Source organism: Saccharothrix coeruleofusca (assembly GCF_017876325.1).
In the GTDB taxonomy this organism is placed as follows: Bacteria; Actinomycetota; Actinomycetes; order Mycobacteriales; family Pseudonocardiaceae; genus Actinosynnema; species Actinosynnema coeruleofuscum.
Map to the genome: position 1 here is coordinate 1871528 of NZ_JAGINV010000001.1, position 19299 is coordinate 1890826.

Genomic DNA, 19299 nt, shown 5'->3' on the forward strand with positions numbered 1-19299 from the left:
GGTTACGAAAAAGTGCGTACTTCCCACAAGCAACGAGCTCTCCTAGCGTTACCGACCAGGTCAGGGCCATTGACGAGGCGAGAACCTGGCCGTTCACCCATGACGAGGAGTGCTCAATGCTGTCCCTGGACGGTCGTGTCGCGCTGGTCACCGGTGCGTCGAGGGGAATCGGCGCGGGCATCGCGACGGCACTGGCCGAAGCGGGTGCCGCGGTGGTCGTGAACTACGTCCACGACCAGCGGGCCGCTGATCGCGTGGTGCGCGGGATCGAGGCGGGCGGCGGCCGTGCCGTCGCGATCCGGGCCGACGTCTCCTCCCCGACCGACGTGTCCAGCCTGTTCGCCGCCGCCCGTGGGGCTTTCGGCGTGGTGGACGTGCTCGTGAACAACGCGGGCGTCTACTCCTTCGCGCCCTTCGACGCCGTGTCGCCGCAGGAGTTCCACCGCCAGTTCGACATCAACGTGCTCGGCTCGTTCCTGACGATGCGGGAGTTCGCCGCGGCGCCGGAAGCCGACGGTGGCGCGATCATCAACCTGTCCACCGCGGGGGTGTCCACCCTGTCGCCCTTCACCGCGCTCTACGCCGCCAGCAAGAGCGCGATCACCGCGGCGACCGTGGTCGTGGCCAGGGAACTGGCCGTGCGCGACATCCGCGTCAACGCCATCGCGCCGACCGGTTCGGACACCGAGGGAACCCGCGACATGGGGTTCGTCGGCAGCCCCGCCCACGAGCGGATGGCCGCCGAGATCCCGCTGGGCCGCCTGGGCGTGCCCGAGGACATCGCCCCGGTGGCAGTCTTCCTGGCCTCCTCGGCCGCCCGCTTCATCACCGGAGAGGTGATCTTCGCTTCCGGCGGGCACCGCTGACCCCCCTCGCGCAGGACGGTGATCGGCTGCTGGAGCGGTACCACGCCGGTTGCCGGACCCGGACAAGAAGTGCGGTCGTGGTTGTCGGGAACGCACAAGCCGGGGGAGTGGCGCTCGCGTCATCCTGGCACTGAGAGCGGTTGAGCTCTCGAAGAGGTGTCGGCCCGGACCCGGACGGCCCGCGCGGTCGGGACCGGCCGACACCGCAGGAACGCCCGCCACGACGAACCCGGAGACGCCACGATGCCACGCGCGCCCGCACCGCAAGCCGCCCCGATCGAACGCCTCGCCCACCACCTGCCCGAGCTGAGCGCGGTGCTGGAGGACCAACGCCGGTTCCGGTTGGAGCAGCTGGCCGAGCTCGGCGCGCTGGAGGCCGCCCGCGGTCCGGCCCCCACCGCCGCCGACGCGGCGCGACGTGAAGTCCTGGTCAAGGTCGCCGAGGCGGCCAGGCAGGCGCTGGCCGACATCGACATCGCGCTCGCGCTCATCGCGACAGGGGACTACGGCCGCTGCGGCGGTTGCCGGGCCGACATCCCGGTGCGCCTGCTGCGCGCCATCCCCACCTCGCGGTGGTGCCTGGACTGCCGCCAACGCCCCGCGCACACCGACGGCTCCGCCACCGGTCCGGGCTCGCGGCACCGCTCGCACGCGCGCCCGGCCTTCCGGACACCACGAGGCCACCACAGCCGCCGCCCGCACCGACCCCGCTCGGCACCCCGGCACCCGGTGTCGAGCAACCCGTGAGGAGGTGGGGACGTGCTCAGCGAACGCGAGCAGGAAGCGCTGCACGAGATCCAACGCGGGCTGATCGACGACGACCCGGAGTTCGAGCGGTCCTTCCGGGCCCTCGACGCGGCCGGACCGGCACCTCGGACGGGGCACCGGTCACTCGGCGCGGCGATCATCACCATCGCCGCGCTGCTGGCCTTCCTCCTGCTGCTGACCGGGGAGCCGAGTGGGGCGCTGGCCTTCGGCGTCATCGCGGGAGCGGTCTGGGTGGCCCAGCGCTTCCCCGCCACCCCCGCCCGGCGAGAGCACCCCGAGTGAGGGGCGCGCGGCTGCGCCGACCGCCGCTCACGCCTCGCCCGCGCTGTCCATCCCGCCGCCGGTCCCGCCGCCGGTCCCGGCGCTGTTCCGGCGGCGGTGGGCGGCGCGGGCGATGGCGTGGCTGGACACCGGCGAGGTGAGCGCCACGAACGCGATCGCGAGCACGGCGAAGGTGATGATCGTGGCGTTCTCGGTCGCGATCGAGGAGGCCAGCACGGCGATCACCCCCGGCCCGGTGGCCAGGCCCTGGGCGTGCAACTGGTGGTAGGTGTCGGGCAGTCGCAGGACGCCGACGAGGCTGATGGTCAGCAGCAGCAGGCCCACCAGGAGCAGCACACCGCCGACCACGTCGAGCAGCACCGAGATCATCCGAACGGACCTCCCGATCCGAGGTACCTGGCCGCCGCCACGGTGGCCACGAAGGACAGCAGGGCCAGCGCCACCGCGGCGTCGAAGTAGTACGCCTGCCCCCACAGGAAGCACAGCAGCGCCAGCAGCGCGATGACGATCACCGCCAGCAGGTCCAGCGCGACCACCCGCTGGAGCACGTCACGGGCGCGGATCAGCGCCAGGCCACCGGCCACCAGCAGCAGCGTCACCCAGAACAGGGCGGGCACGACGATGAAGGCGGGCACGGCGGTCAGGGGAAGACCCGGCGCTGGCGCCGCTGGTAGGAGTCGTGCTGCGCGGCGACCACGGCCGCCGGGTTCCGCGCGTCGAGCACGTGCAGCAGCATCCGGCCCCGCTCCTCGTCGATCTCCACGACCACGGTGTCCGGCACGAACCCGACGCGCACCCCCCAGGCCGCGGCCGAGACCGGTCCACCCGGCGGTATCGGGACCTCGACGAGTCCACCCTCGGCCGGGCCCCGGCCGAGCAGCCGCACGGCGGTCTGCCACGTGCCGCTGACCAGGTCGACCAGCGTCCCGCCGACCAGCGCGGGGACCCCCGCGAGCCTGCGGCGCAGCGGAACCGGCTGCGACGGGGCGCCGCGGCCGGTGCGCCTGCTCGCGAGCACGACCAGCGTCGCCAGCAGCAGTCCGGTGAGGACGTCCCCCGGCCGCAGGCTGGTCAGCACCAGCAGGTAGATCGAGGTGAGCACGACGACGCGGAGCACCAGGGCGATCATCACACCTCCGTTGTCATGGGGAGTTCCCGGCCAGCAGGGCCTCGACCGCGTGGCCGCTGAAGGCCAGCAGCGGCTCGGGCCACACCCCCAGGGCGAGCACCAGCAGCGCCAGCGCCGCGGTGAGCAGCCGCTGGGCCAGCGGGCTCGCCGCTCCCACCGCCTGCGGGTCCGCGCGCCAGAAGCGGCGCTGGTAGACCTGGAACAGGTAGACCAGCGACAGCGCGCTGCCGACCACCAGCAGCACCACCAGGGCGGCGCTGCCCGCCACGACCCCGGTCCGGAACAGCTCCAGCTTGCCGACGAACCCCGCCGCGGGCGGCACCCCCGCCACGCTCAGCGCCCCCAGCGCGAACGCGGCCGCGACCAGCGCGCCCCGCACCCCCGAGGCCAGGAACAGCAGGGCCTTGTTCAAGGAGTTGACCGCGCTGTAGAGCACCGCGGCGGTCAGCCCGACCGGGCCGCCCACGCCCAGCGCGACCAGCACGTACCCGACCTGCCCGATCGCGGAGTAGGCCAGCATCTCGGCGGCGTCGCCGCGGGCGACCGCCATCACCCCGCCGTAGACGATCGACGCGGCCCCCAGCACCACGAGGGCGACACCGGCCAGGCGCAGCTGCTCGGGGAACAGGGCGACGCCGAAGCGCAGCAGCCCGTACGAGCCGATGTTCGCCACGGCCCCGCTGAGGATGGCCGCGACGGCGGGCCGGGCGCCCGCGTAGACCGTGGGCAGCCAGAAGTGGAAGGGGAACAGCCCGAGCTTGACGCTGAAGGCGGTGAAGAACCCGGCGGCGATCAGGACCGCGGCGTTGGGGTTGACGGTGAGCAGGCGCTGGGCGACCTGGTCCATCGCCAGCGCCCCGGTCACCCGGTAGGCGCCCGCCACCGACAGCAGGAAGATGAACGAGCCCAGCAGGTTGACCGCGGTGAACACCAGCGCCGCCCGCAGCTGGCGGCGCTTGCCGCCGTAGGCGCTCAGCGCGTACGAGGCGGTCATGGCCAGCTCGAAGAAGACGTAGAAGGAGAACACGTCGGCCGTGACGAACAGGCCGGTCAACCCGGCGGAGAGCAGCACGACCAGGCCGGGGAAGGTCCGCGACCGCACCCCGCCGATCGCCTCGTGGGCGGCCGCGGCCAGCAGCACCAGCACCGAGAGCGCCGCGAAGGCGACGCCCAGTGCGTCGGCCCGCAGCACGATGCCCACCCCGACGGGCCACCCGCCGGTGACGACCTGCGCGACGCCCCAGGTGGACACCTCGGCGGCGAGCACGCCGAGCACCGCCAGGTTCGCCGCGAGCGCGACGACGGCCAGCCAGGCCACGGCACGTCGGCGCCCGTCCAGGGCCACCAGCAGGGCGCCCGACACCCAGGGCACGAGCAGGGCGATCGACAGCAGCATCAGCGCGCCCGCCCCCCGTCGGCAGGCTCCTCTTCGGCAGGCCCCGCCTCCTCCGGGGCGGGACCGACCTCCTCGCGGTCGGCCCGCCGCTCCCGCTCCAGCGCCGCCTCGTGGGCGGCCTCGGTCGCGGCCAGCCGGTCCTGCTCGGCGGTCCGGAACACCACGACCGCCCGGTGCACCAGGGCGAGCAGCAGTGCCACCGTGGCCAGGCCGATGACCAGCGCGGTCAGCGCCAGGGCCTGCGGCAGCGGGTCGCTGACCGGGTCACCCGGCGCCACCGCGATCGCCGCCCGCCCCCGGCCGAGGCTGGCGGCGATGATCGTGACCACGGCGCACTGCGAGATCAGCATGATGCCCGCGACCATCCGGATCAGGTCCCGCTTGAGCAGCAGGTAGGCGCCCGAGCCGAACAGGAAGGCCGCCGCGAGGGCGAAGGCGAGGATCACCGCCCGCCCTCCCGCCGAGGTCGGCCGAACTGGTGCAGCAGCACCGTCAGCACTCCGACGACCAGCAGGAACACCCCGATGTCGAGCAGCAGCGGGGTGAACAGCTCCAGCGCGCCGATCTTGACCACGTGCTCGCCAGGAGCGGGGCGGTGGCTCACCGGCGGTTCGCCCAGCAGCAGCGGGAAGAACCCGCTCGCCAGCGCGAGGAGCAGTCCGCCGACCGCCACCGCCGGAGCGTGGCGCAGCACCGGCAGCGCCGCCTCCACACCCTCGGCGCCGAGCGCCACGTAGCTCGGCGCGATCGCCAGCGCGACGATCACCCCGGCGGCGAAGCCGTCGCCCACCTCGGCGTAGCCCTTGGCGATCAGGCCCGCGGCGACCATCAGGCTCGGGCCGGGCAGCAGCCGGGCGACCACGCGGACCACCGCGTCCGGGGCCCCGTCCCGGCCGCCGGGCCTCACCACAGCCTCCGCCGCGCCAGCGTCGCCACCCCGACCACGGCCACCAGCAGCACCGTGATCTCGACCAGGGTGTCCAGGCCGCGGAAGTCGGCGACGATGACGGTGACCACGTCGCTGCCGTGCGCGGCAGGGGTGAGCCGGATGTGCTCGGCGGAGACGCTGTCGGGCGCGGGCTGGGACAGGAACCCCCACACCGAGGCGAAGACGGCCACCCCGGCGACGCCGCCCGCGATCGCGTCGCGCCGCCGCCTGCGCACGCGGGCGGGGGCACCCGCGTCCCGCTCCGGGGCCTCGCGCGGCATCCGGGCCAGCGCCGCGACGAAGACCAGGGTGAGCATGGTCTCGACCACGACGGCCACCAGCGCCACGTCCGGCGCGCCGACCAGCGCGTACACCGCCGCCAGCGCGAAGCCGACCACCGACAGGGCCAGCGCCACGGCCAGCCGGGCCTTGGCCACGGCGATCACCACGGTCGCGATGACGACCAGCGCCAGCAGCGGCAGGATCAGCCAGTCGGCCCCGACCACCGCGCCGACGACGTAGGCGCCCGCGGTGGGGGTGGCGGCGAACGCCAGGCCGATCAGCACTCCGGCAGGCACCAGCACCGCGGCGATGCTGGTGCGCAGGTCCCGCACCTCCCGGTCGTGCAGCGCGGTCGAGGCGCGGTTGAGCGCGTGCACCGCCATCTCGTAGGCCCGCCGCGGTCCCGCCCGCTCGCCCGCCACGGCCACGGCCCGCGACACCCGGTCCACCACGCGCGGCAGGGCCAGCAGCGCCCCGCCCGCCGCCCACGCGGCCAGCGCCATCAGGTTCTCCGCGCGGGCGTCGAGGTGGTAGGTGGGGGAGAGGGCGACCGGGCCGCCCGCCGAGACGCCCGCCGCGTCCTCGGCCAGCCGGGCGAACGGCTCCACCACCAGACCCCCGGCCACCGCGATCACCGCCAGGACCACCACCGGGGCGACGAGCAGGACCGGGGTCGAGCCCACCCGACCGCGCGGCGGTCCCAGGAACAGCGCCCCCCAGAAGCGGCCGACGTAGGCGAACGTCAGCGCCGCCGCGACCACGGCCAGCACCGCGGTCGTCGGGCCGTGCCGCAGCGCCGCGGTGAACAGCAGCTCGTCCTTGAAGAACCCGACCGTCAGCGGCAGCGCGGCCAGCGTCGCCGAGGCCACCCCGGCCGCCGCCGCGAGCACCGGCGCGCGGCGGCCCAGCCCGCCCAGCCGGGACAGCCGGTCCTCGCCGGTGGCCATCGTCACCGCCCCCGCGGTCATGAACAGGGCGCTCTTGGCCACGCCGTGCGCCAGCACGTAGAACGCCGCGGTGCCGTTGCCCGCCGCCCCGCCCATCCCGTACATCATCACCACGTAGCCGTACTGCGAGATCGTGGAGTAGGCGAGCACCTGCTTGAGCACGTCCCGCCGCAGCGCCAGGACCCCGCCCACCACCACCGACGCCGCCCCCACGACCAGCAGCCCGGTCAACACCGCCTCGCTGCGGGCCAGCAGCGGGTGCACCCGCCCGATCACCAGCACGCCCGCCGCGACCATCGCCGCCGAGTGCAGGTAGGCCGACACCGGTGTCGGCGCCGCCATCGCCCTCGGCAGCCAGAAGTGCAGCGGGACCTGCGCGCTCTTGGCCAGCGCGGCCACCGCCAGCAACGCCGCCGCCAGGGTGGTGGTCGCCGAGGGGGCCGCTCGCGCCAGCAGCTCGGGGATGGAGAACGTCCCGTGGGCCGCGTAGAGCAGCACGGCGGCCACCAGCATCGCCACCGCGGCGACCACCGTCACCAGCAACGCCATCAGCGCCGAGGTCCGCGCCTCGCGCTCGGCCCGGTCGAAGCCGATGAGGAAGTACGAGCACACCGCGGTCAGGTCGAAGAACACGAACACCAGCACCAGGTCCTGCGCGGTGGCCAGGCCCACCATCGCCACCGCGAACAGCGCCATCCACGGCCAGAACCGCCACCGCTCCACCGCCTGCCGCCGCTGGTGCTCCAGGTGCAGGCTCAGGTAGCGGGTGCCGTAGGCGAAGACCAGGGCGCCCACCCCGGTGGCTAGCAACCCGTAGAGCACGGCCAAGCCGTCGAGCGCGAAGCTCAGCTCCAAGTCCAGGCTCGGCGCCCACGGCAGCGAGAACGCGCCGCCGCCCGCCAGCCAACCGAGCAGGCACAGCGCGAACCCCGCGAGCGCGGCCGCGCACGCCAGCCACCCCGGCCAGTCCACCGCAGACCCCCGGTGCCGCTGCCCCGCGCCGGGGGGCGCGGCACCACCGCGAATGACGACCACGGGCGACTCCTCCCGTCCGCTTCCCGGTCGCCGCGGTCAGTTCGGGGTGCTCCGTGGCGGCCGAGGGCAAGTCCTGTCGTTCGGCCTTGCGCTCTCCTCGACGACTTGGCCAGGGATCACCCTCCTGGGCGCCGCGCTGATCGAATGCCTCCGCCCAGGCACGCTACCGGCCCCGATCGCATCCTGCTCATCGCCGCGTGCCGACGGCCCGGCGCGCCCCCGGCACCGCCACTTCAGCGGTCGGCTGCGTTGAGCCGATGTGATGACACCCGAGTGGGGTGGTCGGTCGTCGGGCGGGCTACCGCCTCGCCCTCTCGCGAGCCGGCGTCATCCCCGGAGGAAGCTCAGCAGCTCGTCGGTGACGAACTCCGGGTTCTCCTCGACCAGCCAGTGGCCCGCGTTGGGCACGTCGACCGCTCGCACGATGTCGGTCATGCGCGGTGCCGCGGTGGCCCGGACCGCGTCGATCTGCCCCTGGGCGGCCATGAGCAGGGTCGGGACGCGCACCGGTGCGGCGGCGAGGGTGTCCTGGACGTCCTTGCCGAGGGCGCGGTACAGCTCGAAGCCCCCGGCCAGCGCCTCGGGCCTGCGGTAGGTCCGCGCGTACTCGTCGATGTCGGCGTCGGTGAACGGGGACCGGTCCGAGGTGCCGCCGAACGCCGTCCCGCCGAAGGAGACCTGGGGGTAGAACAGCGCCAGGTACTCGCGAACGTCGTCGCCGACCACGGTTTCGGGGACCTTCGGCTGGGAGTGGAAGGCGATGTGCCAGCTCAGCGAGCGGTAGGTGGCCGCGTCGATGCCGGGGCCGGGCAGCGGCAGGTCGAGGTAGCCCAGCCGCGCGGTGTCGGCGGGGAACTGGGCGGCGTACTGGAACGCCACGGCGGCGCCCAGGTCGTGCCCGATGACGCGGGCGTCCCGGATGCCGAGCCGGTCGGCCACCAGGGTGTGCACGTACCGCGCCAGGGTCGCCTTGTCGTAGCCGGTCGGGGTGCCGGTGCTGTCGCCGAGCCCTGGGAGGTCGATGGCGTAGACGGTGTGGTGCTCGGCCAGTGCGGGCATGATCGGCCACCAGCCGAACCACGTCTGCGGCCAGCCGTGCAGCAGCACCACCGGGGTGCCGCTGCCGCCGGTCACGTAGTGCATCCGGACGCCGTCGACGTCGGCGAACTCGTGCCGGAAGGTGTCGGTGAAACGCGGGTCGTCCTGCGTGACCGCGGTGTGGGCGTGGGCTTGCGCGGAGGCTTGCGCGGGAGTGTCGGGGGTGGGCGATGGCGAGCAGGAAGCGGTACCGGTGAGCAGCAGGGTCAGTGCGGCGGCCACCGCCGCGCGTGGTGCGGAGATCATGCGGGCAGTCTCGCCACGGGGCCGCGGTGGCGGCAACAGATCTTGCTGTTTTCGCAAGACGCGCCGAATCCGTCCACAGAGGACGTGAATGAGCTGGGCCGACAGGACTGTGCTGAGTGGACAGATCAGGCGCGGCGCAGCGGGGCGACGCCGGGTGCGCCGCCCTCCTGGCCGATCTCGGGCACCCGTCGCACGGCCAGCGCGCCCGCGATGCCCAGCAGGGCGAGGAAGCCGAAGAACGCGGTGTACCCGCCCAACCCCAGCAGCAGCGGCGCGGCCAGCGGGACCAGCGACTGCGGCAGCGTGTTCGCGATGTTGACGATGCCGAGGTCCTTGCCCGCGTTCGCGCCGTCCGGCAGCACCCGCACGCACATCGCCATGTCCACGGCCAGGAAGGTGCCCATCCCGATCCCCATGACACCCGCGGTGACGAACACGACCGTTGTCGAGGGCGCGAACGCCAGCAGCAGCATCGACACCACGCCGATGAACGCCGACACCGCGACGAACGGCTTCTGCCTGCGCAGCGCGTCCGACAGGTATCCCGCGCCGAGGCTCGCGACGACCGCGGCGGGCACGTGGATCACCGACCACAGCAGCACCAGGCCGCCGACCTCGGCCTGCCCCACGCCGAACCGCTGGATCAGGTACAGCGAGACGTAGCTGCCCGCGGCGTAGGTGGCGGTGATCAGGAACCGCACCAACCACGCCCAGCCGAAAGCCGGGTGGCGGCGCGGGTTGAGCCAGAACGTCCGCAGCACCACGCCCAGCCCGTCGCGCTCGCGCCCGCCCGGCGCGGGCCTGCCCTCGCGGATCAGCAGCACCGCCGCGATGCCCGCCGCGGCGGCGATCACGGCGATGGCCTGCCACTGCGACGCGGACCCGGCGGGCAGCGCGTTGACGATCACCAGGCCGAGCATCGGCGCGAACGGGATGACCAGGCCGAGCAGCCCGGAGGCCAGGCCGCGCCGCCGCGCGGGCACCTGGTCGGCCAGCACGGCGGCCGTCGCGGACTGCTGGAAGCTGAACAGCGCTTTGACCAGGCACCACAGCAGGACCACCTGCCACACCGCGGTGGTCTCGCCGAGGGCGACCAGCGTGACCGCGCCGCTGAGCGAGCCGAAGAGGATCCACGTGCGGCGGCGGCCCAGGGCGAACGGCGTGCGGTCGCTGATCCGGCCCGCGATCGGGGTGAACACCAGCACCACGACGGCGCCGAGGCCGGTGACCACCCCGAAGGCGTCGGTGGCCGCCGCGTGGTCCTCCGCCAACCCGGTCAGCCGCAGCGTCAGCAGCAGTTGCAGCGGGGTGATGACGGCGATGTAGACACCGAACTGGGAGGTCAGCAGCGCGGCGGCGACCCTGCCGAACCGCGTGGTGGCGCCCGGTCGGGTGCTCGGGGCGTCGACGCTCATTTCCGTTCCTCCTTCGCGGGCGCCCGGCCGGGCGCGGGGAGTCGCGGTCGGGTGGGCGGTCAAAGGGGGACGGCACGTCACCGTACGGCCGCGCGGCCCGGATTGTCACTGTCCGATCGGGCAATCGGAGCGGCGCGTTCGCGTATTGACCGGTGCCGCGGGAACGGGAATCCTGGTCGGCAAACCCCTATCGGTCAACCGCTGATGCGGTGAATACCGGAGTCGTTAATTTCCGGTTAAAGGTGCGCCGCTTCCCGCTCCGGACGGAGGTCTTGACGTGATCGGCTCGTGATCGTTAGCGTGCCAATCGATCTGCCTGCGCAAAAGTTCGACCGATTGCGCTTCGCCGCACCGGGAAAGGCTGGCCCCGTGACCCGGATCGTCCATCAGCTGTCCCTGAACGAGAACTGCTCGCCGCCGTTGCCGGGGGTGCGCGAGGCGTTGCTGGGCTCGGTGGACCAGGTCCACCTCACCCTCGACGCGCTGGCCGACGGCCTGGCGGCGGAACTGGCCGGGCACCTGGGGGTCGCCGCCGAGCGGGTGGTGGCGGGCGCGGGATCGGGGGCGCTGCTGCAGCAGTTCCTCGCCGCCCACTGCGGTCCGGGCTCGGAAGTGGTGCACACCTGGCCCTCCTTCGAGATGTACCCCCTGCTGATCCGCAACGCGCACGCGCGACCGGTCGCGGTGCCCGCGCCCGACGACCGGCAGGACCTGGCCGCGGTGGCCGCCGCGGTCACCCCGGAGACCAAGGTCGTCCTGCTGTGCAACCCGAACAACCCCACCGGTGAGGTGCTCGGCGCCGATCGGCTCCGCGCGCTGCTGGAGGCACTGCCGCCGCACGTCCTCGTGCTCGTCGACGAGGCGTACCGGGAGTTCGCCGACCCGGCCGCGGTCGCCGACGCCGTGGAGCTGGCCGCGACCGACGACCGCGTGGTGGTGGTCCGGACCTTCTCCAAGTCGCACGGCCTGCTCGGCCTGCGCGTCGGCTACCTGGTGGGAGCGGCGGACGTGGTCGCGCCCGTCCGCCGCACCACGCCGTTCTACCGGGTGCCGACCGTCGCCCAGGCGGCGGCGGTGGCCGCGCTCGCGGCCGGGCCGAGGATGCGGCGGCAGTGCGAGCGGGTGGCCGCCGAGCGCGACCGCGTCCGGGCGGGGCTGCTGGAGCTGGGCTTCGACGTGCCGCCCAGCGGCGGCAACTTCCTGTGGCTGCGGCTGGGTGCGCGCAACCAGGAGTTCGTGGCCCACCTGGCCGAGCACGGCATCGCGGTGCGCGTGCTGGCGGGCGGCGCGGGCGTGCGGGTCAGCACCGGCACCCCCGAGGCCAACGACGCCGTCCTGCGGGCGGCCGCGCTGTTCGCCTCGGCGCCCGCGCCCGCGCCCGCGCTCGCCGCGACCAACGACCGGTGACCCCCGGCCGCCGCGCTCCCGCCGACCAGTTCCCGGTCACCTCGGCCGGGGGAGAGGACTCCGCATGACGTCGGTGCACGTCGACCCCGACCCGTTCACGGGCGTGCTGGACGAGGCGATCGCCGAGGGCGCGGAGGCGCTGTTCCTCGCCCAGCGCCCGGACGGGGTGTTCGACTACAGCCAGGACAACCTGACCTCGACGCTGGGCACGGTCGGCGCGCTGGCCGCGCTGCACCACGCCGACCCGGCGGGCAGCGCCGACCTGATCGCGGCGGGCGCCGGGTGGCTCAGGCGCACCCAGAACGCCGACGGCGGCTGGGCGATGGTCCCCGGCCTGGCCAGCGAGGCCGGGACGACGGCGGTCGCCTCCGCCGTGCTGCACCTGGTCGACCCCGGCGGGAGCGCGGCCCAGGTGGCCTCGGGGCAGCACTGGATGGCCGAGCACGGCGGCCTGGAGGCGATCCCGCACCCCGAGGTCGTCGCCTGGTGCAGGCAGTACTACGGCTTCGTCGGCTGGCTGGCCCCCGAGGACATGCGCCGCTTCCCGCTGGAGCTGGCGCTGTGGCCGGGGCTGTACCGCAGGCTGTTCGACCTGCGCCTGCCGATGGTCTCCGCGCTCGGCCTGGCCCAGGTCCGGCACAAGCCGCTCAACCCGGTGCAGCGGGCGCTGGCCCGCCTGGCCGAGCCCAACGCGCTCAAGGTGGTCCGGCAGGTCTACGAGCACGAGGGCTCGACCGGCGCGTGGTGCGAGAACGCCTGGGTCACCGGCCTGGTCTGCACCGGCCTGGCCCGCGCCGGGCTGGCCCCGGACATGGTCGAGGCCGCCGTGCGGTGGTTCCGCCGCACGATGCACCCCGACGGCTGGTGGCAGACCGGTCCGCTGGACGCGGCCTGGACGATGTACGCCGTGCGCGGCCTGACCGAGGTGGGCTACGCCGCGGACCCGCGGCTGACCGCCTCGGCCGAGCTGTTCGTGCGCCTGCAGCAGCACCGCCCGTTCCTGGCGTTCGGGTGCCCGCCGGGCTACTGGGGCTGGGCGGGCACCGAGGGCTGGCCCTCGACCCTGGAGACGGGCGAGATCCTGTCGGTGCTGTGCAGGCTGCCCGGTGACCAGCAGGCGGACGCCATCGCGCGGGGCGTGGAGTGGCTGACCCGCGTGCAGGACACCCGAGGGTCCTGGGGCCTGTGCGTGCGCAACACCAAGGTGGCCAACAGCGGCCCCTGCCCGATGACCACCGTGCAGGCCGTCGACGCCCTGCTGGACGCGGGCGTGCCCGCCGACGACCGCCGGGTGCGCCGGGCGCTGCGCTGGCTGGCGTCGGCCCAGCTCCCGGACGGCGCCTTCGAGTCGGTGTGGTACCGGCACCACACCATGGCCACCGCGGCCGTGCTGGAGACCTTCGTCAGGGTGGGGCGGGCGGACGACGCCACGGCCCGCCGGGCGGTGGCGTGGCTGGAGCGCGCCCGGCTGGCCGACGGCTCGTGGGGTGACGGGGCGGGCGCGCCGGGCACCGTCGAGGAGACCGGCTACGCGATCTCGGCGCTGCTGGCGGCGGGCGCCGACCCGGCCGGGCTGCGCTCCGGGGTGGACTGGCTGCTGCGGCGCCGCGAACCCGGCGGCGGGTGGCCGTGGGAGGCCGTCCACGAGTACGTGCGGTTCGTCAGCCGGTACGCCAACCCCGCGTTCGCCCAGGGGATGGCGCTGCGCGCGCTCGGCCGCTACCGCGACGCGATCCGCCCGCCCGCCACGACGTCGTGAGCGGCACCGACCAGTCCAGCTCGACGCTGCAGGAAGCGGAGGACCTCATGACGGGCACGGTGCGAGGGGACTCGTTCACCGACGACTACTGGCGCGACCCGCACGCGGCGCTGGCCTGGGCGCGGGAGCACTCGCCCGTCCGCGAGGTCGACTTCGAGGGCGGCCGGACCTGGCTGGTCACCCGCTACGCCGACGTGCGCGCGGGACTGGTCGACCCCCGGCTGGCCAAGGACTGGCGGTCCACCCTGCCCGAGGCGGAGCGGGCGGCGGCACCCCCGGCGCTGCCCGCCCCCATGTCGCACATGCTGACCTCGCTCGACCCGCCGGAGCACACCCGCCTGCGGGCCCTGGTCACCCAGGCGTTCACCGCCCGCCGGGTGGCCGAGCTGCGCCCTCGGGTGGAGGCGGTCGCGCACGAGCTGCTCGACGCCCTGCCCGAGGACGAGCCGGTCGACCTGGTGGCGCGGTACGCGATCGTGCTGCCCATGGTGGTGATCTGCGAGCTGCTCGGCGTCCCCGAGCTGGAGCGCGACGAGTTCGCCCGGCTGTCGACCGTGCTCATCGACGAGTGCCCCGAGCCCGAGCTGCGGCGCGCCTCCGCGCAGATGGCCGACTACCTGGAGGGGCTGGTGGCCGCCAAGCGCGCCGCCCCCGACGACGCGCTGCTGTCCGCGCTGATCACCGCCTCCGACGAGGGGGACCGGCTCTCCGACGTCGAGATCGTGGCGATGGCCATGCTGCTGCTCATGGCAGGCCACGAGACCACCGCCGTGTTCATCACCAACAGCGTCCGCGCCCTGCTGGCCGACCCCGCCGCGCGCCAGCGGCTGGCCTCGCCCCCGGAGGTGCCGTCGCTGGTCGAGGAGCTGCTGCGCTGGCTCTCGCCCGCCCTCAACGCCTCGCTGCGCTTCGCCACCGAGGACCTGGAGATCGGCGGGGTGCCGATCCCCAGGGGCGCGTCGGTCATGCTGTCCACGGGCGGGGCCAACCGCGACCCGGCGCAGTTCGCCGACCCCGCGCGGTTCGACCCGGACCGCAGCACCGCCGGGCACCTCGCCTTCGGCCACGGCATCCACCGGTGCCTGGGCGCGGCGCTGGTCCGCCTGGAGGGCGAGGTCGCGCTGGCCGCCCTGTTCGCCCGGTTCCCGCACCTGCGCGCGGCGGCGGACCCGGCCGAGCTGACCTTCCGCCGCAGCGTCCACGTGCACGCCCCGCGCACGTTCCCGGTCGTGCTCGGCCCCCGCGCGAACGGCTGAGGTGGTGGTGGCGGGCCGCCGCGGCCCGCCACCACCGGCCCCTCAGTCCTTGACCGCCGTCGCGGACATGCCGGGCTCCTGGTACCTGGCCCAGCGGGGCTCCGCGCCGCGCGGCTCGTCGCCCAGCACCGTCACGCGCTGCCCCACCCGGCGCCCCTGGTAGTCGTTGACCGCGTAGTGCTGGGTGGCCCGGTTGTCCCACACCGCCACCGCACCGGGCGCCCACCGGTAGCGGCAGGTGCGCTGCGGGCTCTCCGACACCGAGAACAGGTGCTCCAGCAGCGCGTCGCTCTCGCCCTTGCTCAGCTGCAGGATGCGGCGGGTGAACATGCGGTTGACGTACAGGCTCTTGCGGCCGGTCACCGGGTGCGTGCGGACCACCGGGTGCTCGGCCTCGCCGCGGAAGGTGCCCTGCGGGTGCACGAACAGGTGCGACGCCGTCGTGCCCTCCAGCATCTCCCGCACCGGCTCCGACAGCGCCTCGTAGGCCAGGTACTGGTTGCTCCACATCGTGTCGCCGCCCGTCTCGGGGGTCTGCGTGATCTGCAGGACCGAGGCGATCGGCGGACTGGGGTTGAACGTCACGTCGGTGTGCCACACGTCCGCCCGCGCACCCTGGTCGGAGTCCAGCACGACGATCTCGTCGTGGCCCGCCAGCTTCGGCAGGAAGGGGTGGACCTCCAGCTCGCCGAAGCGGCTGCCGAACGCCTTGTGGGCCTGCGGGGTCAACCCGCCCGCGTCCGGGAAGAACAGCACCAGGTAGCGCATCAGCAGGTCGTGGACTTCCTTGAACTGCTCGTCGTCGACCGCGCCGAGGTCGACGCCGTACACCTCCGCACCGAGCGAACCGGCGACCGGGCGAACCTGGAAAGGCATGGTGTCCCTCTTTCTTCTGATGCGCGTCGCTGAATTCCGCGCACGTGTCGCACGGCGCGGTCCGGGTTGGTGTTTAATGTTTTCCGGTGCTGTTGACCCCACTTGTCCCTTGCTGTCAGGATCGAGTCGGACGAATTTTTTCCCGTGCTACCGAGGGGAATTCACCGGAATGACCGCACAGGACGAGTTGGCCAGGATGATCGACCTCGTGACGCCGTTCGCGGTGCGGGCCGCGGTCAGCCTGCGCCTGCCCGAGCTGATCGACGGCGGCACCCGAGGGCTCGACGCGCTGGCGCGCGCGGCCGGAGCCGACCCCGACGCCCTGCGCAGGCTGCTCAACCACCTCACCTCCATCGGCTTCCTGGCCGAGCCGGAGCCCGGCGCCTACGCGCTGACCGACGTCTCGCGCGTCCTGCTGCGCGAGGACCACCGCTGGGCGCGCGCCTGGCTGGACGGCGAGGGCCCCGGCGCGAAGATGGACCTGGCCTACGCGGGCATGGCCCACTCGGTGCGCACCGGCGAATCCGCCTACGGCACCGTGCACGGCGTCCCGTTCTGGGACGACTACGCCGCCGACGAGGGGCTGCGGCGGTTCTTCGGCGGCATCATGGCCGTGCACGCCTGGCAGACCGGTCCGGTCGTGGCCGCCGAGTGCGACTGGTCGTCCACCCGGCGGGTGCTCGACGTCGGCGGTGGCACCGGGGCCCTGCTGATCGAGGTGCTCAAGGCCAACCCCCACCTGACCGGAGCGGTGCTCGACCTGCCGCCGGTGGAGCCGGACGCCACCACCGCGCTGAAGGAGGCCGGGCTGGAGGACCGCGCCTCGTTCGTGCCCGGCAGCTTCTTCGACCCGCTGCCCACCGGCTACGACACCTACGTGATCTCCCGCGTCATCACCGACTGGGGCGACGAGGACGCGCTGCGGATCATGACCCGCGCCGCCGAGGCCGTCGGCCGGGGCCGCCTGCTGGTCGTGGAGGTGCTGGCCGGAGCCGAGCACGCGAAGAACAACTCGTCGTTCGACCTGCAGTCGTTGACCCTGCTGGGCGGTCGGGAGCGCTCGGCGGAGGACTTCACGGCACTGGCCGCCCGCGCCGGGTTCGCCACCGCCACCGCCCGCCACTGGGACAGCGGCCTGGTCGTCGTGGAGTGCCGCCACTAGCCGCGCCCCCACCACCCGCGGGGCACCTCCACCCCAAAGCGCGTCGGCAAGTACTACCCGAGGTGCCCCCGCGGGCCGGTAACCACCACCCGGCTCCCCGAACGCGCGGTTCGTGGTGCGCGAACGCGCGATTCGCGGTGTCCGAACGCGCGACTCGCGGACCCGGCGGGTCACCGCGCCCAGCCCGGCAGCCGCCCACCCCTGGGATCGGGCAGCACGCCGAGCTGGTGCAGGCGGTCCAGCGGCTTGAGCGGGTGCTGCCCCAGCCCGGCCATGTTGTGCATGATCGTGTAGCTCAACCGCCGGTTCCCACCGGTCTTGCGCAGCGCCCGGCGGCCGATCGCCCGGCCGAACGGCGACAGGTCGGTGATCATGCGGGTGGCGTTGTGGCTGGTCGTCCCGACGTGCACCAGCGCCCGCCTGCGCTCCGCGCTCCACGCGCGCAGCCGCGGCCCCAGCAGCTCCGGTGACAGGTCGCCGTCGAGCGCGCGCAACCGCGCGCCCAGGCTCGCCGCGTCCACAATGGAGCTGTTCATGCCCTGGCCCGCCGCCGGGTGCACGGCGTGCGCGCTCTCCCCGATCAGCACCAGCTCGTCAGCGGTCAACGACGCGCTCAGCGCGCGGCTCACCGGCAGCACCTGCCGCGTCGGCCAGGCCCGCACCACGTCCTCCCGCAGCGAGGCGAACGCGGGCACATCGCGCACCAGGCCGTCGACCCACCCTGCCGCGGCGTCCACGCCCACCCGCCGCAGCTCGTCCGGTCCTACTTGGACGTACAGCCGGGCGCGTCCGCCGGGCAGCGAGTACCGCATCGCCAGGCCGCGCGAAGTCGCGTAGGTGGACACGTCCTCGGTCAGCGGCTGGCCGGTCAGCTCGAACGCCGCCAGCCGGTGCGGGTAGTCGGTGCGCTCGATGCCGATCCCGGCGTCGCGACGCAACCGCGATGACACCCCGTCGGCCGCCACGACCAGCCCGGCCGTCACGTCGCCGCCGTCGGTGCGCACACCGGCCGCGCGCCCGTGCTCGTCGCGCACCAGCTCCCGCACCACCACGCCACGCCGCAGCTCCACCGACGCGGGCAGCGCACGGGCCAGGGCGGCCAGGATCACGTGGTAGTCGTGCACCAGCAGCCACGGCCGCTCGGTGGGAAGCACCCGGTAGTCCATCGTCATCAGCGGCGCGCCCCGCGCGTCGCGCGCCACCAAGGCGGACAGCCGCAGCGCGCCGTCGGCGGCCAGCCCGTCGGCCACGCCCCAGTCCGCGAGCACGTTCGTCGCGCCGGGCTGCAGCAGCTCGCCCTTCGGCACGGCGCGGATCTCGCGCTGCTTGTCCAGCACCAGCACGCGCAGACCGAGCCCGCCCAGCGCGTGCGCCGCCGCGAGCCCGGCGACCCCGGCCCCGCTCACCACCACGTCCACGTCGGTGCTCACGCCCCGCCTCGTCCCCGGTCGTCGATCGCGGTCATCGGACGCTCGCCTTCCTCAGCTCGGCAGGGGGGATCTCGTGGCGGACGCGCATGGCGTTCTGGGACACCACGCTGAACACCAGCACCGGCAGCAGCACCGCGACCGCGAACGCCACACCCGCGCCCGCCGCCGTCACCGCGCACGCCAGCACCAGCCGTTCTGCCACCAGCACCTGGTGCGCCCGCAACGCCGACTCGCGGGTGATGGCCTCGCCCTGGGTCAGCAGCCCGCCGAACGCCCACGCGCCGACCGCGGTGGCCGCCAGCAGCAGCACCAGGTAGGACGTGCGGTCGGGCAGCGGGGTCAGCACCGCCGCCACGGCCGTGGTCAGCGCCAGGCCGTAGAGCGCCTGGGCCAGCCGCGCGCTGTAGGCGACACCCCGCCGCACCGGCACCGAGCGGTACCCGCCCGCCCGGTCGCCCGCCACGTCCCGCACCGCGCCGACGAGGTTGGACGCCGCGTCGTGCAGCAGGAACACCACCGCGAACGGCGCCGCCGCCCACAGGTGGCCGCCGGGCACGCAGGCCGCGCCCGCGAGCACGGCCAGCGAGGTCAGCGCGCCGCGCACCAGGTTGCCGGAGATGCCGCGCCCCTTGCACACCCGGCTGTAGGCGGCGATCCCCAGCACGCCGAGCACCAGCAGCGCCAGCACCCGCCAGCCCGCGGCCAGCGCCACCGCCGCCGCGCCCACCTCGCACGCCACCGCCGACAGCAGCGCGGCGCGCGGGCTCAACCGCCCCGACGGGATGGGCCGCTGCGGTTTGTCGATCGCGTCCAGCTCCCGGTCGAACCAGTCGCCCAGGTAGTGCCCGCCCAGCCAGACCAGCACCGGGATCACCACGGCCGCGAGCAGGTGTCGAGGCTGGGGGGTGCCTGCGGCGACGGAGGCGCCCGCCAACCCGACGACACCGGGGTAGGCCAGCGTGTACGGCCGCCACGTCTGCACGTGCGCCTCGACAGTGCCCCGCCAGGTCGCCACGG

Annotated in this window: 19 protein-coding genes; 7 read left to right on the forward strand and 12 right to left on the reverse strand. The window is 74.3% G+C overall.

Going from position 1 to position 19299, the window contains the following annotated elements; all coding sequences use genetic code 11:
* Nucleotides 1–116 precede the first annotated feature (116 nt).
* The 3 genes from JOF41_RS08775 (at nucleotide 117) to JOF41_RS08785 (ending at nucleotide 1916) form a co-directional block, all read left to right on the forward strand.
* Nucleotides 117–866 (forward strand): glucose 1-dehydrogenase, encoded by a 750-nt coding sequence (locus JOF41_RS08775; protein WP_189226858.1) that lies wholly within the window; start codon nucleotides 117–119, stop codon nucleotides 864–866.
* Between the two features lie 243 nt (nucleotides 867–1109).
* Nucleotides 1110–1613 (forward strand): TraR/DksA family transcriptional regulator, encoded by a 504-nt coding sequence (locus JOF41_RS08780; RefSeq protein ID WP_209617639.1) that lies wholly within the window; start codon nucleotides 1110–1112, stop codon nucleotides 1611–1613.
* Between the two features lie 12 nt (nucleotides 1614–1625).
* Nucleotides 1626–1916, forward strand: coding sequence for a DUF3040 domain-containing protein (locus tag JOF41_RS08785; protein ID WP_209617642.1), 291 nt, complete (start codon nucleotides 1626–1628; stop codon nucleotides 1914–1916).
* Nucleotides 1917–1943: 27 nt separating this feature from the next.
* Here the strand turns inward: JOF41_RS08785 and JOF41_RS08790 are convergent, their stop codons facing one another.
* The 9 genes from JOF41_RS08790 to JOF41_RS08830 form a co-directional block, all read right to left on the reverse strand.
* On the reverse strand, nucleotides 1944–2285 hold the full coding sequence (locus JOF41_RS08790; protein WP_209617644.1) for a monovalent cation/H(+) antiporter subunit G: 342 nt from the start codon (nucleotides 2283–2285) through the stop codon (nucleotides 1944–1946).
* A complete protein-coding gene (locus tag JOF41_RS08795) occupies nucleotides 2282–2551 on the reverse strand; it encodes an MrpF/PhaF family protein (RefSeq protein WP_229796261.1) in 270 nt (89 codons plus the stop codon). The genes JOF41_RS08790 and JOF41_RS08795 overlap by 4 nt, the downstream gene beginning before the upstream one ends.
* A 5-nt stretch (nucleotides 2552–2556) precedes the next feature.
* Nucleotides 2557–3045 carry a Na+/H+ antiporter subunit E gene (locus tag JOF41_RS08800; RefSeq protein ID WP_189226854.1) on the reverse strand — a complete coding sequence of 163 codons (489 nt, stop codon included), beginning with the start codon at nucleotides 3043–3045 and terminating at the stop codon, nucleotides 2557–2559.
* Nucleotides 3046–3058: 13 nt separating this feature from the next.
* Nucleotides 3059–4441 carry a complex I subunit 5 family protein gene (locus tag JOF41_RS08805; protein ID WP_244989544.1) on the reverse strand — a complete coding sequence of 461 codons (1383 nt, stop codon included), beginning with the start codon at nucleotides 4439–4441 and terminating at the stop codon, nucleotides 3059–3061.
* A complete protein-coding gene (locus JOF41_RS08810; protein ID WP_189226852.1) occupies nucleotides 4441–4887 on the reverse strand; it encodes an NADH-quinone oxidoreductase subunit K in 447 nt (148 codons plus the stop codon). The genes JOF41_RS08805 and JOF41_RS08810 overlap by 1 nt, the downstream gene beginning before the upstream one ends.
* A complete protein-coding gene (locus JOF41_RS08815; protein ID WP_229796260.1) occupies nucleotides 4884–5348 on the reverse strand; it encodes an MnhB domain-containing protein in 465 nt (154 codons plus the stop codon). The genes JOF41_RS08810 and JOF41_RS08815 overlap by 4 nt, the downstream gene beginning before the upstream one ends.
* Nucleotides 5345–7633: a hydrogen gas-evolving membrane-bound hydrogenase subunit E gene (gene mbhE, locus JOF41_RS08820; RefSeq protein ID WP_209617647.1), complete on the reverse strand. Its 2289-nt coding sequence runs from the start codon at nucleotides 7631–7633 to the stop codon at nucleotides 5345–5347. The genes JOF41_RS08815 and mbhE overlap by 4 nt, the downstream gene beginning before the upstream one ends.
* A 327-nt stretch (nucleotides 7634–7960) precedes the next feature.
* Nucleotides 7961–8977, reverse strand: coding sequence for an alpha/beta fold hydrolase (locus JOF41_RS08825; RefSeq protein WP_209617664.1), 1017 nt, complete (start codon nucleotides 8975–8977; stop codon nucleotides 7961–7963).
* 125 nt (nucleotides 8978–9102) lie between these two features.
* Nucleotides 9103–10392 (reverse strand): MFS transporter, encoded by a 1290-nt coding sequence (locus tag JOF41_RS08830; RefSeq protein ID WP_209617665.1) that lies wholly within the window; start codon nucleotides 10390–10392, stop codon nucleotides 9103–9105.
* Nucleotides 10393–10761: 369 nt separating this feature from the next.
* On the opposite strand from JOF41_RS08830, the gene JOF41_RS08835 reads away from it, so the two are divergent.
* The 3 genes from JOF41_RS08835 (at nucleotide 10762) to JOF41_RS08845 (ending at nucleotide 14814) form a co-directional block, all read left to right on the forward strand.
* Nucleotides 10762–11799, forward strand: coding sequence for an aminotransferase class I/II-fold pyridoxal phosphate-dependent enzyme (locus JOF41_RS08835; protein ID WP_189226848.1), 1038 nt, complete (start codon nucleotides 10762–10764; stop codon nucleotides 11797–11799).
* Nucleotides 11800–11863: 64 nt separating this feature from the next.
* Complete coding sequence (locus JOF41_RS08840) at nucleotides 11864–13558, forward strand: prenyltransferase/squalene oxidase repeat-containing protein (protein ID WP_209617667.1); 1695 nt, start codon at nucleotides 11864–11866, stop codon at nucleotides 13556–13558.
* Nucleotides 13555–14814, forward strand: coding sequence for a cytochrome P450 family protein (locus JOF41_RS08845; RefSeq protein WP_307867324.1), 1260 nt, complete (start codon nucleotides 13555–13557; stop codon nucleotides 14812–14814). The genes JOF41_RS08840 and JOF41_RS08845 overlap by 4 nt, the downstream gene beginning before the upstream one ends.
* 42 nt (nucleotides 14815–14856) lie before the next feature.
* Here the strand turns inward: JOF41_RS08845 and JOF41_RS08850 are convergent, their stop codons facing one another.
* Entirely contained in the window at nucleotides 14857–15690 is an 834-nt protein-coding gene (locus JOF41_RS08850) for a TauD/TfdA dioxygenase family protein (RefSeq protein WP_189226846.1), read from the reverse strand.
* A gap of 169 nt (nucleotides 15691–15859) precedes the next feature.
* Between JOF41_RS08850 and JOF41_RS08855 the strand changes: the two genes are divergently transcribed.
* Nucleotides 15860–16852: a methyltransferase gene (locus tag JOF41_RS08855; RefSeq protein WP_209617669.1), complete on the forward strand. Its 993-nt coding sequence runs from the start codon at nucleotides 15860–15862 to the stop codon at nucleotides 16850–16852.
* Nucleotides 16853–17022: 170 nt separating this feature from the next.
* Here JOF41_RS08855 and JOF41_RS08860 read toward each other — a convergent pair whose 3' ends face one another.
* Together JOF41_RS08860 and JOF41_RS08865 are read right to left on the reverse strand one after the other, a co-directional pair.
* A complete protein-coding gene (locus JOF41_RS08860) occupies nucleotides 17023–18282 on the reverse strand; it encodes an FAD-dependent oxidoreductase (RefSeq protein WP_307867326.1) in 1260 nt (419 codons plus the stop codon).
* Nucleotides 18283–18313: 31 nt separating this feature from the next.
* The gene (locus JOF41_RS08865) at nucleotides 18314–19297 is read right to left on the reverse strand and encodes a UbiA family prenyltransferase (protein WP_229796257.1); all 984 of its coding nucleotides are present in this window, start codon (nucleotides 19295–19297) and stop codon (nucleotides 18314–18316) included.
* Between the last annotated feature and the right edge of the window lie 2 nt (nucleotides 19298–19299).

Excerpts from the sequence above, each read along its gene's own strand:
- JOF41_RS08840 (WP_209617667.1), top strand. The coding sequence starts at position 11,864 with ATGACGTCGGTGCACGTCGACCCCGACCCGTTCACGGGCGTGCTGGAC.
- JOF41_RS08805 (WP_244989544.1), bottom strand. The coding sequence starts at position 4,441 with ATGCTGCTGTCGATCGCCCTGCTCGTGCCCTGGGTGTCGGGCGCCCTG.
- JOF41_RS08775 (WP_189226858.1), top strand. The coding sequence starts at position 117 with ATGCTGTCCCTGGACGGTCGTGTCGCGCTGGTCACCGGTGCGTCGAGG.
- JOF41_RS08790 (WP_209617644.1), bottom strand. The coding sequence starts at position 2,285 with ATGATCTCGGTGCTGCTCGACGTGGTCGGCGGTGTGCTGCTCCTGGTG.
- JOF41_RS08780 (WP_209617639.1), top strand. The coding sequence starts at position 1,110 with ATGCCACGCGCGCCCGCACCGCAAGCCGCCCCGATCGAACGCCTCGCC.
- JOF41_RS08825 (WP_209617664.1), bottom strand. The coding sequence starts at position 8,977 with ATGATCTCCGCACCACGCGCGGCGGTGGCCGCCGCACTGACCCTGCTG.
- JOF41_RS08855 (WP_209617669.1), top strand. The coding sequence starts at position 15,860 with ATGACCGCACAGGACGAGTTGGCCAGGATGATCGACCTCGTGACGCCG.
- JOF41_RS08800 (WP_189226854.1), bottom strand. The coding sequence starts at position 3,045 with ATGATCGCCCTGGTGCTCCGCGTCGTCGTGCTCACCTCGATCTACCTG.
- JOF41_RS08830 (WP_209617665.1), bottom strand. The coding sequence starts at position 10,392 with ATGAGCGTCGACGCCCCGAGCACCCGACCGGGCGCCACCACGCGGTTC.
- JOF41_RS08850 (WP_189226846.1), bottom strand. The coding sequence starts at position 15,690 with ATGCCTTTCCAGGTTCGCCCGGTCGCCGGTTCGCTCGGTGCGGAGGTG.